Origin of the sequence: Bradyrhizobium sp. 482_C4_N1_8 (genome assembly GCF_052075965.1) — a bacterium.
GTDB classification, from domain to species: domain Bacteria; phylum Pseudomonadota; class Alphaproteobacteria; order Rhizobiales; family Xanthobacteraceae; genus Bradyrhizobium; species Bradyrhizobium barranii.
Genome location: NZ_CP197231.1, coordinates 869,889 through 886,790, shown reverse-complemented (window position 1 = coordinate 886,790; position 16,902 = coordinate 869,889). Strand labels below are relative to the sequence as shown.

The 16,902-nt window shown below is 64.5% G+C and carries 15 protein-coding genes; 11 read left to right on the top strand and 4 right to left on the bottom strand.

All coding sequences use genetic code 11. The features are described 5' to 3' along the window. Positions 1-123 precede the first annotated feature (123 nt). The 3 genes from AB7Z56_RS04140 to AB7Z56_RS04130 all read left to right on the top strand — a co-directional run bounded on the left by AB7Z56_RS04140 (position 124) and on the right by AB7Z56_RS04130 (position 2,769). Positions 124-618 (top strand): MarR family winged helix-turn-helix transcriptional regulator, encoded by a 495-nt coding sequence (locus AB7Z56_RS04140; protein WP_038960026.1) that lies wholly within the window; start codon positions 124-126, stop codon positions 616-618. 101 nt (positions 619-719) lie between these two features. Continuing rightward, complete coding sequence (locus AB7Z56_RS04135; protein ID WP_038933719.1) at positions 720-2,090, top strand: glutamate--cysteine ligase; 1,371 nt, start codon at positions 720-722, stop codon at positions 2,088-2,090. A 112-nt stretch (positions 2,091-2,202) separates the two neighbouring features. After that, entirely contained in the window at positions 2,203-2,769 is a 567-nt protein-coding gene (locus tag AB7Z56_RS04130; RefSeq protein ID WP_063980748.1) for a PAN domain-containing protein, read from the top strand. A 42-nt stretch (positions 2,770-2,811) separates the two neighbouring features. On the opposite strand, the gene AB7Z56_RS04125 is transcribed toward AB7Z56_RS04130, so the two are convergent. Continuing rightward, positions 2,812-3,045 (bottom strand): hypothetical protein, encoded by a 234-nt coding sequence (locus AB7Z56_RS04125; protein WP_063980747.1) that lies wholly within the window; start codon positions 3,043-3,045, stop codon positions 2,812-2,814. A gap of 205 nt (positions 3,046-3,250) precedes the next feature. On the opposite strand from AB7Z56_RS04125, the gene AB7Z56_RS04120 reads away from it, so the two are divergent. The 3 genes from AB7Z56_RS04120 (at position 3,251) to AB7Z56_RS04110 (ending at position 7,026) form a co-directional block, all read left to right on the top strand. Further along, positions 3,251-5,767 carry a glycogen/starch/alpha-glucan phosphorylase gene (locus AB7Z56_RS04120; protein WP_231143816.1) on the top strand — a complete coding sequence of 839 codons (2,517 nt, stop codon included), beginning with the start codon at positions 3,251-3,253 and terminating at the stop codon, positions 5,765-5,767. 70 nt (positions 5,768-5,837) lie between these two features. After that, positions 5,838-6,206: a hypothetical protein gene (locus tag AB7Z56_RS04115; protein WP_245328526.1), complete on the top strand. Its 369-nt coding sequence runs from the start codon at positions 5,838-5,840 to the stop codon at positions 6,204-6,206. Between the two features lie 4 nt (positions 6,207-6,210). Further along, the gene (locus AB7Z56_RS04110; protein ID WP_063980746.1) at positions 6,211-7,026 is read left to right on the top strand and encodes an acyl-CoA thioesterase; all 816 of its coding nucleotides are present in this window, start codon (positions 6,211-6,213) and stop codon (positions 7,024-7,026) included. 218 nt (positions 7,027-7,244) lie between these two features. Here the strand turns inward: AB7Z56_RS04110 and AB7Z56_RS04105 are convergent, their stop codons facing one another. The 3 genes from AB7Z56_RS04105 to AB7Z56_RS04095 form a co-directional block, all read right to left on the bottom strand. Beyond that, positions 7,245-8,861, bottom strand: a complete 1,617-nt coding sequence (locus AB7Z56_RS04105) for a phosphoenolpyruvate carboxykinase (RefSeq protein ID WP_063980745.1) — start codon at positions 8,859-8,861, stop codon at positions 7,245-7,247. A 283-nt stretch (positions 8,862-9,144) separates the two neighbouring features. Next, positions 9,145-11,736 carry a CHAT domain-containing tetratricopeptide repeat protein gene (locus AB7Z56_RS04100; RefSeq protein ID WP_063980744.1) on the bottom strand — a complete coding sequence of 864 codons (2,592 nt, stop codon included), beginning with the start codon at positions 11,734-11,736 and terminating at the stop codon, positions 9,145-9,147. Positions 11,737-11,814: 78 nt separating this feature from the next. Then, on the bottom strand, positions 11,815-12,549 hold the full coding sequence (locus tag AB7Z56_RS04095) for a HugZ family pyridoxamine 5'-phosphate oxidase (RefSeq protein ID WP_063980743.1): 735 nt from the start codon (positions 12,547-12,549) through the stop codon (positions 11,815-11,817). Between the two features lie 241 nt (positions 12,550-12,790). On the opposite strand from AB7Z56_RS04095, the gene AB7Z56_RS04090 reads away from it, so the two are divergent. The 5 genes from AB7Z56_RS04090 (at position 12,791) to AB7Z56_RS04070 (ending at position 16,791) form a co-directional block, all read left to right on the top strand. Further along, positions 12,791-13,492 (top strand): response regulator transcription factor, encoded by a 702-nt coding sequence (locus AB7Z56_RS04090; RefSeq protein WP_038952081.1) that lies wholly within the window; start codon positions 12,791-12,793, stop codon positions 13,490-13,492. A gap of 117 nt (positions 13,493-13,609) precedes the next feature. Continuing rightward, positions 13,610-15,412 (top strand): sensor histidine kinase, encoded by a 1,803-nt coding sequence (locus AB7Z56_RS04085; protein WP_063980741.1) that lies wholly within the window; start codon positions 13,610-13,612, stop codon positions 15,410-15,412. Next, positions 15,409-15,933 carry an HPr kinase/phosphorylase gene (locus AB7Z56_RS04080; protein WP_063980740.1) on the top strand — a complete coding sequence of 175 codons (525 nt, stop codon included), beginning with the start codon at positions 15,409-15,411 and terminating at the stop codon, positions 15,931-15,933. The genes AB7Z56_RS04085 and AB7Z56_RS04080 overlap by 4 nt, the downstream gene beginning before the upstream one ends. Before the next feature lie 133 nt (positions 15,934-16,066). Further along, positions 16,067-16,468 (top strand): PTS sugar transporter subunit IIA, encoded by a 402-nt coding sequence (locus AB7Z56_RS04075; RefSeq protein WP_007597752.1) that lies wholly within the window; start codon positions 16,067-16,069, stop codon positions 16,466-16,468. Continuing rightward, entirely contained in the window at positions 16,465-16,791 is a 327-nt protein-coding gene (locus AB7Z56_RS04070) for an HPr family phosphocarrier protein (protein ID WP_063980739.1), read from the top strand. The genes AB7Z56_RS04075 and AB7Z56_RS04070 overlap by 4 nt, the downstream gene beginning before the upstream one ends. The last annotated feature ends 111 nt before the right edge of the window (positions 16,792-16,902 follow it).

Below are 16,902 nucleotides of genomic sequence, written 5' to 3'. Positions count from 1 at the left end.
TTTCTTTCTCTTGACGCTTGGTTGGGGCGAAGGAACGCCTACATGCATTTGCATCCAATAGTCAAGATTGATGCAGGTGCATTGAGTGAGGTAAGAGACGGGACGACGAGCTTGAGCGGGACCATGAAACGCAAACCATCGACCGAGGCAACTTCGGCCTGGATCCGCCTGATGCGGGTGCAGAGCCGCGTGCTCGATTGCGTCGAGCAGGACTTGAAGAAGGCGGGGTTCCCGCCGCTGGCCTGGTACGACGCGCTGCTCGAATTGTCGCGAGCGCCCTCGGGAGAGCTGCGGCCGGTGGAACTCGAGCGGCAAATGCTGATCCCGCAATACTCCACTTCGCGCCTGATCGATCGCCTGGTCGACGAGGGGCTCGCCTCCCGGCGCGAATGCAAGATCGACAAGCGCGGCCAGTTCGTGGAGATCACGGAAGCCGGCCGCGAGTTGCAGAAGCGGATGTGGGGCGCCTATTCGGCCGCGATCGAAAAGTATGTCGGCTCGAAACTGTCCGATGCGGATGCCGTCAAGCTCAGCGGTCTGCTCGACCGTCTCGGCTGCTCGTGCGGCGAGATGAAACTGCCGCCCATCCACGTCAACGAAACCACGCCGTCGCGATGATCGTGCGGCACACCAGCTCGTCCGTGCACCCCCTGGGTTCGCGGACCACCCCGTCACCCGCGCGCCTTCGATCGAAGCGCCCTTTTTGATTAGAGTTTGATATGGCGCGAGACCAGATCGATATGACGCCGCTGCAGTCGCGCGACGAGCTCGTCGCGTGGTTCGAGGCCGGCTGCAAGGACCCGTCCGAATTCCGCATGGGCACCGAGCACGAGAAGACGCCGTTCACGCTCGAAGGCCACCGTCCGGTGCCTTACGAGGGTGCGCGGGGCATCGGCGCGCTGCTCGAAGGCATGAAGCTCCTGCTCGGCTGGGAGCCGATCATGGAGAAGGGCAACATCATCGGCCTCTACGACGTCACCGGCGGCGGCGCCATCTCGCTCGAGCCCGGCGGACAGTTCGAGCTCTCCGGCGCGCCGGTCGAGAACGTGCATCAGACCCAGAGCGAGCTGATGGCGCATCTGGCGCAGGTGCGCGAGATCGCGACCCCGCTCGGCATCGGCTTCCTCGGGCTCGGCATGACGCCGTCCTGGTCGCGCGCCGACATCCCGGTGATGCCCAAGGGCCGCTACAAGATCATGACCAATTACATGCCGAAGGTCGGCCAATACGGCCTCGACATGATGTACCGGACCTGCACGGTGCAGACCAATCTCGACTTCTCCTCCGAAGCCGACATGGTCAAGAAGCTGCGCGTCTCGCTCGCGCTGCAGCCGGTCGCGACCGCGCTGTTTGCCAATTCGCCGTTCACCGAGGGCAAGCCGAACGGCTTCCTGTCGTTCCGCTCCGAGATCTGGCGCGACACCGACAATGCGCGTTCGGGCATGATGCCGTGGGCATTCGAGGACGGCATGGGTTTCGAGCGCTATGTCGACTACGCGCTCGACGTGCCCATGTATTTCGTCAAGCGCGACGAGGATTACATCGACGTCTCGGGCTCCTCGTTCCGCGCCTTCTTCGACGGCCGCAACAACAATCTGCCCGGTGAACGCCCGACGCTGTCGGACTGGGCCAATCATCTTTCGACGATCTTCCCGGAGGTGCGCCTCAAGCGCTATCTCGAGATGCGCGGCTCCGATGGTGGCCCGTGGGGCCGCCTGCCGGCGCTGTCGGCTTTCTGGGCCGGGCTGCTCTACGACGATGTGTCGCTCGATGCCGCCTGGGACCTCGTGAAGCACTGGACCGCGCATGAGCGCCAGGCCCTGCGCGACGACGTGCCGCGGTTCGGCTTCAAGGCGCGGATCAAGGACCGCTATCTGTTCGAGATCGCCAAGGAATGCCTCGTTCTGGCCCATGCCGGCCTGCGCCGCCGCGGCCGGATCGACCAGCTCGGCCGCGACGAAACCCGGCATCTGGAGCCGCTCGATCGCATCATCGATTCCGGCCGGACCCCGGCCGAGGAGATGCTGGAGAAGTTCAACGGCGCCTGGAACGGCTCCGTGGAACCGGCCTACGCGGAATACGCGTTCTAGGCCAGAGGCCGACGACCAGGACCTGAGCCGTTCATCGCCCATACAGGTTTGCGGCGATCAAATGACCGGCTGAAAAAACCTGAGCGCCGTCAATAACTCGAAAGCTGTTCCAATGGGGAAGGGCCGCCTGCGTGGGGCCGTCATGGCAAGCGTCGTGGCCTGCGCCACGTTGCTTGCGCTCGTGTTTGCGAGCGCGCCTGCGCGCGCCCAGACGGCGTTCGACCGGCCCGGCGGCGACTATTTCAGCTCGCCGGTGACGTCAGGTGACCCCGAGGATTGCGCGCTGCAGTGTGAGCGTGACCGCCGCTGCCGCTCCTGGAGCTTCAACTATCCCGACGTCGAAGGCGGCTCGGCAGTGTGCTGGCTCAAGAACACGGTGCCGCCGCGTGTCCCGGGCAGCTGCTGCATCTCCGGTGTGCGTGGCGCCGGCGTGATCGAGCCGCGGATCGAAGGCGTTGAAACGTCGATCGACCGCCCCGGCGGCGACTTGCGCAATTTCGAGATCAAGGACGGCGAAGGCGAAGAGGCCTGCAAGGCCGCCTGCATCGCCGACAACAAGTGCCGCGCCTTCACCTATGCCCGTCCCGGCTACACCGGGCGTGAAGCGCGCTGCTTCCTGAAAAAGGAAATCAAGCCGCCGCGCCGCAAGGCGGGCTTCACGTCGGGCGTAGTCAGATAGCGCGCAGCACCTTCACGCGCGGCGAATCCAGCGACCCGCTCCTCAATTCGCTGCCGACACCAGCCTGTCCCCGCACGCATTCGCGTAGAACTTGCCACCGCATTGGCGCTTGATGGCGGCGCAGCGCACCGCGGGAGACGCATTTTCCGGAACGCTGAAGCCGCAGCTCATGCCGTCGGCACTGCGACTCGTCTTGCCGGCGGCAAAGGCGGCGCTGGAGGCGGTGATGCAGACGACGAGGAAGGCCGCGGCGGCGATTTCGATCAGCAGTCTCATGGACGTTTCCTCCACACTGATGGCTGAATCTGCCCTCAATCTAGCACCGAATCCGCATCTCTCCGTACGCTTCCGGGTTCCCAAATCGGCCCGTTCCTTGCATAAATTTACGCCAGCGCAGTGCACGGCCGCGCCAGGGATGGTTCCGGTGCAGGGGCAAGACGCGTAGAGTTAGTGGTGTTCTCGCGACCAGGAAGTGACGGCCTTGCAAGATCAATCGTTCCAGCCAAGTTTTCCGGCCTCCGGCCAGCCCATCGACGAGCTCGCGCTGGCTGACGTCAAGGGCGCGATCCTGGCGAAGCTGCGCCTTGCCATCGGCAAGGATGCGGGCATGGCCACCAAGCACGACTGGTACCAGGCCGCAGCGCTCGCGCTGCGCGACCGCATCGTGCATCGCTGGCTCACGGCCGAGAAGCACAGCTACGATGCGGGACGCAAGCGCGTCTATTATCTCTCGCTCGAATTCCTGATCGGCCGTCTCTTCACCGACGCGCTGAACAACATGGGGCTGCTCAAGATCTTCGAGGTCGCGCTCGGCGATCTCGGCGTGTCGCTGCCTGAGCTCCGCAAATGCGAGCCGGATGCCGCGCTCGGCAATGGCGGCCTGGGGCGGCTCGCCGCCTGCTTCATGGAGAGCATGGCCACGCTCTCGATCCCCGCGATCGGCTACGGCATCCGCTACGATTACGGCCTGTTCCGCCAGATCATCAATCAGGGCTGGCAGCAGGAATATCCGGACGAATGGCTGAGCTTCGGCAATCCCTGGGAATTGCAGCGGCCCGAGGTGATCTATCACGTCCATTTCGGCGGTGGCGTCGAGCATGTCGACGACAAGGGCCGCGACCGCGCGATCTGGCATCCGGCCGAGACCGTGCAGGCGATCGCCTATGACACGCCGATCGTCGGCTGGCGCGGCCAGCACGTCAACGCGCTCCGCCTGTGGTCGGCACGCTCGCCCGATCCGTTGAAGCTCGACGCCTTCAACAAGGGCGACTATGTCAGCGCCAGCGCCGAGCAGTCGCGCGCGGAAGCCATCTGCAAATTCCTCTATCCGAACGACGAGAGCCCGGCGGGACGCGAGCTGCGGCTGCGCCAGGAGTATTTCTTCGTCTCCGCTTCGCTTCAGGACCTGGTCAATCGCCACCTGACCTCCGACGGCCAGCTTCGCAGCCTCGCAATGAAGGTCGCGGTCCAGCTCAACGACACGCATCCGAGCCTCGCCGTCACCGAGCTGATGCGCATCCTGGTCGACCTGCACAATTTCCGCTGGGACGAGGCCTGGAAGATCACGGTCGCGACGCTGTCCTACACCAACCACACGCTGTTGCCCGAGGCGCTGGAGACCTGGCCGGTCGAACTGTTCGAGCAGCTGTTGCCGCGCCATCTCGAGATCATCTACCGCATCAACGTGCAGCATCTCGCGCTGGCCGAAGCGCGCGCGCCCGGCGACATCGATTTCCGGGCCTCGGTTTCGCTGATCGACGAGAGGAGCGGACGCCGCGTGCGCATGGGCCAGCTCGCCTTCGTCGGCTCGCACCGCATCAACGGCGTTTCGGCGATGCATTCGGACCTGATGCGCGAGACCGTGTTCCACGATCTCAACCATCTCTATCCCGGCCGCATCACCAACAAGACGAACGGCATCACCTTCCGCCGCTGGCTGATGTTGGCGAATCCGAAGCTGACCGACCTGCTGCGCGAGACCTGTGGCGAAGTCGTGCTCGACGATCCAACCCAGCTCAGCCTGATCGAAGCCCGCGCCAGCGACGTCGAATTCCAGAAGAAATTCCGCAGCGTCAAGCTTCACAACAAGACCGCGCTGGCGCGCCTGATCGGCGAGCGGCTCGGCATCAAGGTCGATCCGACCGCGCTGTTCGACGTGCAGATCAAGCGCATTCACGAATACAAGCGCCAGCTCCTCAACATCATCGAGACGGTGGCGCTGTACCAGGCGATGAAGGACGATCCCAACGGCAACTGGGTGCCGCGGGTGAAGATCTTCGCCGGCAAGGCGGCGGCGAGCTATCGCTACGCAAAATTGATCATCAAGCTGGTCAACGACGTCGCGGACGTCGTCAACAACGATCCCGCGATCGGCGGCAAGCTCAAGGTCGTCTTCCTGCCCGACTACAATGTCAGCCTTGCGGAGGTGATCATTCCCGCGGCCGATTTGTCCGAGCAGATCTCGACCGCCGGCATGGAGGCCTCCGGCACCGGCAACATGAAGCTGTCGCTGAACGGCGCGCTCACCATCGGCACGCTCGACGGCGCCAACATCGAGATCCGCGACCATGTCGGCGCGGAGAATATCGCGATCTTCGGCATGGAGGCCGGCGACGTGATGATCCGCCGCAAGCAGGGGCTGGATGCCTCCGACGTGATCCGCAATTCGCCAAAGCTCCAGCGCGCCATCAATGCGATCGGCACCGGCGAGTTCTCGCCCGGCGATCCCGGCCGCTTCGAATCGATCGCGCACGCGCTGCGCTATCTCGACCACTACATGGTCAGCGCCGATTTCGATTCCTATTACGAAGCGCAGCGCAGCGTCGACGCACGCTGGCAGGTGGCGCCGGCCTGGACGCGCGCCTCCATTCTCAATGTCGCGCGCATGGCCTGGTTCTCCTCGGACCGCACCATCCGCGAATATGCCGAGGAAATCTGGAACGTGCCGGTCAATCCGACCACGCCGCTGCTGCCAGATCTGCGCGACGTGGCAGGCTGATTTTCCGCAACGTGAAATCGGCGTTACCTGCGAGGTTATTGATTTGGCAGGATAGGCATCATATTACGGCTTGAGCTTTTTCTGGCCGGAGTCGATCGTGCCTGTCGGCGAGTATACGAGCCCGGATGGGCAGCTTCGATTGCTGGTCATATGTCCCGACGGGGACTGGACGCTGGGGTTCGACGGATTCTCCTGGCACACGCACGGCAGCATCCTTGCCAGTCTTTCAGGCAAGGACGAGGAAGCTGCCATCGGCGACTTCGTCGCCGATCTGATCAGCGGCAAGAGTATCATTGCGCTGAAGCGCATAGGAGGCTCCGTCGCGGATGCCTGGGTCACAGATGATCCGGCAGACGATGTTTTGAGTTCGCAGCAATATGGCCCTGGTGATGAGACGATGGAGTTTCGTCGTTGGGACGGAAGCTCAGTAGAGGTCTAATCCCATGCACGCCAAGCTCCCGCACCCGTTCGACGACGCCACCCGCATCAGCGCCGGCGACTCCAGCTGGCAGGGGCATACCAGCGACGACTACTGGGCGTTTGTCGGCCCGTTCGGCGGCGCCACGGCCGCGACCATCCTGCGTGCGCTGATCGACCATCCGCAGCGCGCCGGCGATCCGCTGGCCCTGACCGTCAATTACTGCGCGCCGATCGCCAAGGGGCCGTTCGATCTGGACGTGCGGCTGGTGAAGGCCAATCGCTCCAGCCAGCACTGGAGCGTCGAACTGTCGCAGGGCGGCGGCGAGGTCGCTACGCTCGCCACCGCCGTGTTCGCCGAGCGCCGGCCGTCCTGGGAGCACAGGGTGGCGCAATATCCCGATGCCACGGCGTTCGAGGCGACGCTGCCATTCCCGAAGATATCGGCATCCTGGGCCAACCAGTATGAATTCCGCTTCGTCGAGGGCGAGATGCGGATCGGCCCGCCGCGGACCGAGCTCGCTGGCACCTATTCCAAGCTCTGGATCGGCGACCGCACGCCGCGCAAGCTCGACATGCTGTCGCTGATGTCGATGTCGGACGCCTTCTTCGGCCGCATCTTCCACGCCAGGCGCGAGCTGGTGCCGTTCGGCACGGTGTCGCTGACGACGTATTTCCACACCGGCAGCGAGGAGCTCGCCGCCGAGGACATCACGCGCGTGCTCGCGACGGCCGATTCGAAGATCATGCACAAGAGCTATGCCGATCAGAACGCCGAGCTGTGGTCGCCGAACGGCAGGCTGCTCGCGACCACGACGCAGATCGCGTATTTCAAGGCGTGAGGTGCTCTTCCCCTCTCCCCTTGTGGGAGAGGGTGGCTCGTCGCGAAGCGACGAGACGGGTGAGGGGTCTCTCTCCGCGAGCGCTTCTCTTGCAGTTGAACGCGCGGATACAACCCCTCATCCGGCGCTTCGCGCCACCTTCTCCCACAAGGGGAGAAGGAAGAAACAAAAAGGGCGGCCTCGCGGCCGCCCTTTTGCATTGAAGACAGAGCGAGCGATTACTCCGCCGCGAGCTTCACGTCCGGCGCGGCCGCGCGCACTTCGGCGTCGACCTGGGCTTCGAACTTGGCAAAGTTCTTCTGGAACATGCCGACCAGCGCGCGGGCGGTCTTGTCGAACTCGTCCTTGTCCTTCCAGGTGTTCACCGGGTTCAGGATCTCGGCCGGCACGCCCGGCAGCGCGGTCGGGACCGCGAAGCCGAAATATTTGTCGGTGCGGAATTCGACGTTGCGAAGCGAGCCGTCGAGCGCGGCGGTGAGCAGCGCGCGCGTCACCTTGATCGGCATGCGCGAGCCGGTGCCATACTTGCCGCCGGTCCAGCCGGTGTTGACCAGCCAGCAATCGACATTGTGCTGGGCGATGAGGTCGCGCAGCATGTTGCCATAGACGCTGGGGTCGAGCGGCAGGAAGGGCGAGCCGAAGCAGGTCGAGAATTCCGGCTGCGGCTCGTTGCCGAGACCGCGCTCGGTACCGGCGACCTTGGCGGTGTAGCCGGACAGGAAGTGATACATCGCCTGCGCCGGCGAGAGCTTTGCGATCGGTGGCAGCACGCCGAAGGCGTCGGCGGCGAGCATCACCACGTTCTTCGGCTGCGGCGCGCGGCCGGTGCGCGAAGCGTTCGGGATGAAGTCGAGCGGGTACGCGGAGCGCGTGTTCTCGGTCTTGGAACCGTCGTCGAAATCGACGATTCGGGTGTCCTCGTCGAGTACGCAGTTCTCGAGCACCGCGCCGAAGCGCGTCGAGGCGGCGTAGATCTGAGGCTCGGCCTCCTGCGACAGCTTGATGCACTTGGCATAGCAGCCGCCTTCGAAGTTGAACACGCCGTTCGGGCCCCAGCCGTGCTCGTCGTCGCCGATCAGCGTGCGGTTCGGATCGGCCGACAGCGTGGTCTTGCCGGTGCCTGATAGCCCGAAGAAGATCGCGGTGTCGCCATTAGCGCCGACATTGGCCGAGCAGTGCATCGGCATCACGCCGCGCTCGGGCAGATAGTAGTTCAGCGTGGTGAAGACCGACTTCTTCATCTCGCCGGCATAATAAGACCCGCCGATCAGGACGATCTTGCGGGCGAAATCGATCGCGACGACATTCTCCGACTTGCAGCCGTGGCGTTTCGGATCGGCGCGGAAGCTCGGCATGTCGATGATGGTGAGCTCCGGCGTGAAGCTCGGCAGCTCGACCGCCTCGGGGCGGATCAGCAGCGTACGGATGAACAGCGAGTGCCAGGCGAGCTCGGTGAAGACGCGGGTCTTGATCCGGTAGGCCGGATCGGCGCCGCCATAGAGGTCCTGCGCGAACAGGCTCTTGCCTTCGGCGTGCTTGAGGAAATCCTGGTAGAGCGTCTCGAACTGCTCTGCGGTGATCGACTGGTTGCCGGCCCACCACATCTTCTTGTCGGTGGTGGCGTCACGCACCGTGAACTTGTCCTTCGGGCTGCGACCGGTGAACTCACCGGTGTCGGCGCAAAGCGAACCGTCTGCCGACAGCACCGCCTCGCCCGCAGAAAGTGAGTATTGATAGAGTTGCGGCGCGCCGAGGTTCCAGTGAACCCGTTTGAGATTCTTTAAGCCGAATTTGTCGGCACCGAAGGCACCGTTGCGCACGCCCGTCTCTTGCACGAAAAATCCTCCTAGAACCCGCGACACTCAGCGCGACCAAGCTTTGGCGCCATCGCAGTCACCGTGAATTATAGGCCGTCCGGCCTCGGTTGAACGACGTAATAATGGTGAACGCTGGCGTTGCCAAGCCGATCTCGCAGGATTTGGTTTATTCAAGGACCGCGCCAAATGCCGCGCATGTCAGCTCTGAGCGAGCGTATCAAAAAAATACGAATGATCGCGCAACCAAATGCGCAATTCCGCGTTTCCTGTGGTTATTGCGACGCACAATCGCAGGACCGTCCTATCGTACCTCGCCTTCGCCGATGAGCGCGAACGGCCCCCACATCGCGGGATAGGCGTTGCGCGGTGACGAGGTGTCATCAACGTACGTCAACATCGCGCGGCGCAAAGCTTCGGCACGGCCGATTTTTGGTTCGTTCTTGAGCAGTTCGAAAGTCGACGTGGTCAAGCGGGTGGCAGCTTCCGAATCCACTGCCCAATGCGAGACCAGCAGCGCACGTGCACCCGCGTAGAAGAACGAGCGCGCCAGCCCCGACAGGGCCTCGGCGCCGGGCTTGTCGCCGGCGATGGTGTTGCAGGCCGACAGCACAACCCAATCCGCGTTAAGCTTGAGCTGAGCGACTTCACTTGCCGTGAGCAAGCCGTCATCCAGCTCCGTCGGCCGATCGGGAATGGAGAGTGCAAGCGAGGGCTCGCCCAATCCCTTGATATCGCCGGCCACGAGACCGTGGGTGGCAAAGTAGATGATGCTGTATTGAGCAAGCGCTGCACGCTTCAGCGTCGTTTCGCTGGCATCGCGGCCGAGATGGATGTCGGCCTCGGCCGCGCCGACATCCTTTGCTACCGCGTTCAACTCGTCCGCGGTATCCGGCAGTTGCGGCAGCGCCTGCGCAAGCCGCGCGCGATCGACGCCGGCCCCGCGCCAAAAATCGCTATAGGCAATTGTTGCAATGTTGCGTGCGGCGACCTTGCCGCTTGCAGCGCGACGATCGGCCGGCCCTTCCAGCGCAGGATTGAACACGGGATCGCCAAAGCCGGTCATCGGCTTCACGCCCTGCTCCCGACGCGCGACGGCACGCAACGATTTCAGACTGACCACCGAGGGCAGCACCGACACCGCCTGACGCCGCAACAGCCAGGCGGCGCTGCGATAGCCTTCGAGCGTGTCCGGGATCGCAGCTTGCGGCGTCTCCGTGACGAGCAGATGAAACGGCAACGCCGTCAGCGCGGCCGACGGCACCACCAGCAGGTTGCGCTTGTCCTTCGTCAGCCCTTCGACCGGGCCGAGCAGCGCGACATAAAGCTCGTTGGCGAGCCCGAGGTCGAACAACCCTGATTTGCCGGAGGCATCACGCGCCTTGCCGACATCGAGCCCCTTGCGGAAGGCAGTCACCTTCTGCGTCAGCGCGTCCGCGCCGAGCGGAATCTCCTTCCAGTCGACGCCTTCGCGCGTGATCGCGACGACATAGCTCTGCTTGTCGACGACGGAGTAGAGCACCATCGCCTCGTCGGGCGACAGCAAGGGCTGGATATCCTTGACCGCCAGCGGCAGGGGGTTGGAGAGCGACGCATAATCGGGAAACTCGACCGCGAGCGTCTTCTGCAAGCCTGTGCGCTCGTTCGCTATCGCCGCGATCCGCACCTGGCTGCGCTGCTCGGCCGCGACGTCGCGCTGGGCCGACTGCTTCGACACCGCGGCGATGATCGCCTTGTCGAGCGCCTCGGACTCGGCCGCAAGATCCTGGTCCCGGCGCACGAGCTCAGCGAGCCTGTCGCTGCCCGCAGCAAGGCGCACGGCCAGCTTGTTCACGGCGGAGGCAGCGGAGGATTGCGTGCCGCGCTGAATCGCGGCAAGCGCCTCGTCCAGCGCCCTGTCGTCAGGCAGCAGATATTGCTGTCGCGCGGCGAACAGGACCGGCAGCACGACGCGCAACTGCGCGCGATTGGTCGCAAGCGTCTTTTCCGCGAGCGGCAGCGCGTCGGCGTTCCGGCCGGAGACGTAGAGGAAATAAGCGAGATTGCTGGTCGAGGTCGTGACGTCCGGATGATCGGGACCGAGCGCACGTTCGCGGATCGACAGCGCACGGCGATAGAGCGGCTCCGCATCGGCATAGCGCTGCTGGTGCTCGTAGAGACCGGCGAGATTGTTCAGCGAGCGCGCGACGTCGGGATGGTCCGGTCCCAGCACTTTTTCGCGGATCGCGAGCGAGCGCCTGATCGGCGCCTCGGCATCCGCATCGCGGTTGAGGTCGCGATCGAGCTGGCCGAGATTGTTCAGGAGCGTCGCGACCGCCGGATGCTCGGGGCCACCGGCCTTCTGGTAGATCGCGAGCGCGCGCTGAAACAACGGCTCGGCTTCGGCCTGACGCTGCTGCTTGACGTAGTATGTGGCGAGATTGTTGAGGGACTGACCGACGTCGGGATGCTCGCGCGACAGCGCCTTCTCGCGCACGGCGAGCGCACGCTTGAACAGCGGCTCGGCCTCCGCAAAGCGGCTCTGCCTCTGATAGAGCGCGGCGAGGTTGTTCAGCACCGGCGCGACCTCGACGCTGTCGAGACCGGTCCCCTTCTCCATCAGTGCGATGGCGCGCTTGTAGAGCGGCTCGGCCTGGTCGTCGTGACCCTGGTCGGCGTAGATCTGCGCGAGGTTGTTGAGCGCGCCCGCGAGATCACGATTGTTGGTGGTCTTCTCGAGAGACGCCACCATGGCCTGCGCCAGCGGCAGCGCCTCCGAATATTTGCCGGCGCTTCGGAGTGCGTTGATCCGCGCGCTCTCCGCGGCGAGACCTTTCTGGGCAAAGCTGGGCGTGGCAAGCGATGCGATGATCGCGAGCGCCAAACCCGCAACCAGCGTCAAACGACGGCGTGTCATGAACCCTCTCGCTGCCGACTTCGAACCATTACGGTCTTGGGTCGCAGCGATGGGGGGCAGCGTTCAAATTGTTGCGCGCTAGTCCACCTTCGCGCGCGCTTTGCCAGCAAGGCGGACCAGCATCTTGCGCAGCGCCGTGCCGTCAGTCACCCGCTCCGGGAAGTCCAGCCGCAGCGCAGTCTGGCCATCCTGCATGTCGAGGCCTTCGGGGTCGCAGCCGGTGCAGCGCCAGTCGCCCTCCGCCGCGCCGAGGAGTTTTGTTGCATAGAGACCCATGGCGTCGCGGTGGTCGGCATTCATGTGCGCGACCGCCCCCTCCTCCGCCGCCAGCAGATCCTCGGCACCGGTAAGGTCCGTCAGGAACTGCTCGGGCTTGAGATCGACGATGCGGCCGAAGCCGGCGACCAGATGGGTTCCCGTGGGCCGAATTCTGAAGAAAGAGAAATCCTTAAACGAAACAAACGCTTCGGCCGATGGATGGGCATTGAGATACCGCCGCTGGAGCAGATCCTTGTCGGCATCGGCCTGTTCCGCCCGGCCGGACAGCATGATTCGGGCACCCTCCAGCGGATCGCCGGCCGCGCGTTCGTCCAGCATCAGGGAGACCCGGTGATCCGCCAGGATGTTCCTGGTGTGCACGGCCAGGCCCGAGATCAGCAGGATCGGCGAGCCGTCGGGGTGGCTCGCCAGATTGACCAGGGAGCAATAGGGATCGCCGCTGCCGGCCATCAGCGTTGCCAGCGCCCCCTGGCGCGAGCGCCTGAGCAGCGATTTGGCGAGCTTTCCAGGGTCGAAGTCGGGGGTCGGGTGCATCGGCTTTCTCGGGTCAGGTGGTTGCAAGGGAGGTCTTTTTTCGGGTAAACGGGGGTCAGGTTATGGGTCGAAACGCGGCGAATCTGCTGCGCTTCGTGGAACTTGGTCACACTTCAGCCCAGCTTGCATTGCTCGGTGACAAGGTTCGACCGCCGACTTCGGCACCCGTGTATGCGGCGCATCAGTGAATTGCTCGCCGTTTCAAGCCACGACCCAAACGGAAAGCAGAAAGCAGAGGCTCATGCCCACAATCGCTTTGGTCGACGACGACCGCAACATTCTCACATCCGTCTCGATCGCGCTGGAGGCCGAAGGCTATCGCATCATGACTTACACCGACGGCGCCTCCGCGCTCGACGGCTTCCGCACCACCCAGCCCGATCTTGCCATCCTCGACATCAAGATGCCGCGCATGGACGGCATGGAAACGCTGCGCCGGCTGCGGCAGAAATCCGACCTGCCGGTGATCTTCCTGACCTCCAAGGACGAAGAGATCGACGAGCTGTTCGGCCTCAAGATGGGCGCCGACGACTTCATCCGCAAACCGTTCTCGCAGCGCCTGTTGGTCGAGCGCGTCAAGGCCGTGCTGCGCCGCTCTGCACCGAAGGACCCGACCGTCGCGCCGAAGGAGAACGATGCCAAGGCGCTCGACCGCGGCCTGCTGCGCATGGACCCCGAACGGCACACCTGCACCTGGAAGAACGAGCCGGTGACGCTGACCGTCACCGAATTCCTGATCCTCCAGGCGCTGGCAACCCGGCCCGGCGTGGTGAAGAGCCGCAACGCGCTGATGGACGCCGCCTATGACGACCAGGTCTATGTCGACGACCGCACCATCGACAGCCACATCAAGCGGCTGCGCAAGAAGTTCAAGGTGACCGACAACGAGTTCGAGATGATCGAGACGCTCTACGGCGTCGGCTACCGCTTCAAGGAAGCCTGAGGCTCACGCGCCTTCACGAAAGACTGAGAGCATCGCCGGTTCTCGTTCCATCGGGACCGGGATGGCTCTAGGATGCGGGGACCCTTCGCACGAGATGTCCTAACGCGGGCGTAAGCATTGCTTGACCGAACGCAGCCTGACGAGAACCAGAATGCCGGGGATATCGCATCCGACGGCGTACCGGAGCACGTCGCCGACGACAAGCCGGCCGCGCAAGGTTGGCGACCGTTCTCCTGGCTGACGCGTGCCGGTCAGTATTTCTTCGCGCTCTCCTTCTCGAGCCTGACCCGCCGCATCGTCTCGCTCAACCTCGCCGGCCTCGTCGCGCTGGTCGCGAGCATTCTCTATCTCTCGCAGTTCCGCGCCGGCCTGATCGACGCGCGTGCGCAGAGCCTGCTGGTGCAGGCCGAGATCATCGCCGGTGCCATCGGAGCGTCGGCGACCGTGCAGACCAACGCGATCACGGTCGATCCTGACCGCCTGCTCGATCTGAAGCTCGGCGACAGCTACGGCGAATCCGACGATTATTCGGCGCTGAACTTCCCGATCAGCCCGGAGCGCGTGGCCCCCGTGCTGCGCACACTGATCTCGCCGACCAAGACCCGCGCGCGGATATTCGATCCCAACGGGACGGTGCTGCTCGACAGCCGCGACCTCGAGAACGTGCTGATCTTCCCGTTGCCGCCGCCATCGCAGAAGCCCGGCGTGATCGAGCGCGGCCTGACTTCGGTGCGCCTCTGGATCAACCGCGGTGACCTGCCGCTGTATCGCGAGCTCGGGCGAGAGAACGGCAATGGCTATTCGGAAGTGAGCGACGCGCTCCAGGGCCAGAAGCGTTCGATGGTGCGGGTCAATTCGCGCGGCGAGGTGATCGTCTCGGTCGCAGTCCCCGTGCTGCGCTCGCGCGCCATCCACGGCGCCCTGATGCTGTCGACGCAGGGCGACGACATCGACCAGATGGTCACCGCCGAGCGCCTGGCGATCCTGAAGGTCGGCGGCGTCGCTGCCGCGGTCATGATCATGCTGTCGCTGCTGCTCGCCAGCACGATCGCAGGTCCGGTGCGCCGGCTCGCCGACAGCGCCGAGCGCGTCCGCCGCCGCATCAAGGCCCGCATCGAGATTCCCGACTTCACCCGGCGCCGCGACGAGATCGGTCACCTGTCCGGCGCGCTGCGCGACATGACCAGCGCGCTCTACAGCCGCATCGAGGCGATCGAGATGTTCGCCGCCGATGTCGCGCATGAACTGAAGAACCCGCTGACCTCGCTGCGCTCCGCGGTCGAGACGCTGCCGCTGGCGCGCAACGAGACCAGCCGCGCGCGCCTGCTCGAGGTGATCGAGCATGACGTCAAGCGGCTCGACCGCCTCATCTCCGACATCTCCGACGCCAGCCGCCTCGACGCCGAATTGCAGCGCCAGGATGCGGTCCGGGTCGACCTGCGCCGCCTGCTGACGACGCTCGTGTCCGTCGCCAATGAAACCAAGCTCGGCCATGACGTCGCGGTCGAAACGCGCTTCGAGGGCCGCGGCGCGACCGACGCGTTCTCCGTGACGGGCCACGATTCACGGCTCGGGCAGGTGGTCTCCAACCTGCTCTCCAACGCGCAATCGTTCTCCGAGCCCGGCAGCAAGGTGCGCCTCACCTGCCGCCGCGTCCGCTCCGAGATCGAGATCGTGGTCGACGACGACGGTCCCGGCATCCGCGACGACGCGCTGGAGCGCATCTTCGAGCGCTTCTACACCGACCGTCCGCACCAGGGCTTTGGCCAGAACTCCGGCCTCGGCCTGTCGATCTCCAAGCAGATCGTCGATGCCCATGGCGGACGCATCTGGGCCGAGAACCGCCCGGGCCCTGTGGACGAGGACGGAGCGCCTACGGTTGTCGGCGCGCGGTTCGTGGTGAGGCTGCCGGCGCTATGAGCGACGGTGGCCCCAGCGTTCACGCCTCCGCAGTCAAGGTCGGGACTCTGGCGGTGCTGATCCGCGGGCCCTCAGGCTCCGGCAAGTCGCGCCTTGCCTTCGATTTGATCATGGCGGGACGCGCTGGCGTGGTCGAAAGGGCCGTTCTGGTCGGCGATGACCGTGTCCATCTGGCGACAGTCGGCGACGAAATTGAAGTCCGCCCCGCGCCGCTGCTGGCCGGCCTGATCGAGATTCGGGGACTGGGAATCCGCCGCTGCGACTTCGTGGAGCATGCGACCGTCGGCCTCGTGGTCGATCTGGACGCCGCCGACGCAGAACGGCTGCCTGCGGCGGAATCGCTGAAAACAAGCATTTTCGGTGTCGAAATACCGCGAATCCCCGTCGGGCGCGACTATTCGCCCCTCCCTTTGGTTGTTGCGGCCTTGACCACTACCAAGAGTTCATCTTCCGTTAACCCTTCAGGCGATTGTTTGAAGGGAAATGGTAACCATATGAACCCCACTATCGCGACCGAATAGACCGGCGCAGCTCCCCTCATCCATCCGTCTAGTTTCAGGGAGATACGCAACATCCCCTCTTGCGCGGGGGCTCTGGATGGTCAAAGTGGCGCGTTCGTGCGGTGCACCAAAAGCGCCCGCGAGGAGTTTTCCGATGATTGGTCTAGTACTTGTGACCCACGGGCGCCTTGCCGACGAATTCAAGGCAGCGCTTGAGCATGTCATGGGCCCACAAAAGCAAATCGAAGCGATCACGATCGGTGCCGAAGATGATTCCGATCTCTGCCGAAGCGACATCATCGAGGCGGTCAACCGCGTCGATTCCGGCGACGGCGTCGCGATCCTCACCGACATGTTCGGCGGCACGCCGTCGAACCTTGCAATATCCTGCATGAGCCGGCCGAAGGTCGAAGTGCTCGCGGGCATCAACCTTCCCATGCTGGTGAAGCTTGCCAAGGTGCGCGAGGAGCGTCCGTTGCCCGACGCGATCGCGATGGCCCAGGAAGCGGGTCGCAAATACGTCACCATTGCCAGCCGCGTGCTCGCCGGCAAATGAGCGACGACGCGCCGCTCGGAAACCAGGCCGGGACAGGCGTGCCGGCGGGAGCCATTTCCAAAGACCTCCTGATCATCAACAAGCGCGGCCTGCACGCCCGCGCCTCGGCGAAGTTCGTCCAGGCGGTGGAGCGCTTCAACGCGCAGGTGTGGGTGACGCGCGGCGGCGAGACCGTCGGCGGCACCTCGATCATGGGCCTGATGATGCTGGCCGCAGGACCGGGCACGACGATCACGGTCGCCGCCGCCGGTGATGATGCCCAGGCTGCGCTTGCGGCGATTACCGAGCTCGTTGAAAGCAAGTTCAACGAGGAAGGGATCTGAGCCACGCGCTCGGCGCCGTAGGGTGGGCAAAGGCGCGAAGCGCCGTGCCCACCATCTCGCGACAATCGCCACAGAAGTGGTGGGCACGCTTCCGCCGTCGCTCTTCGAGCT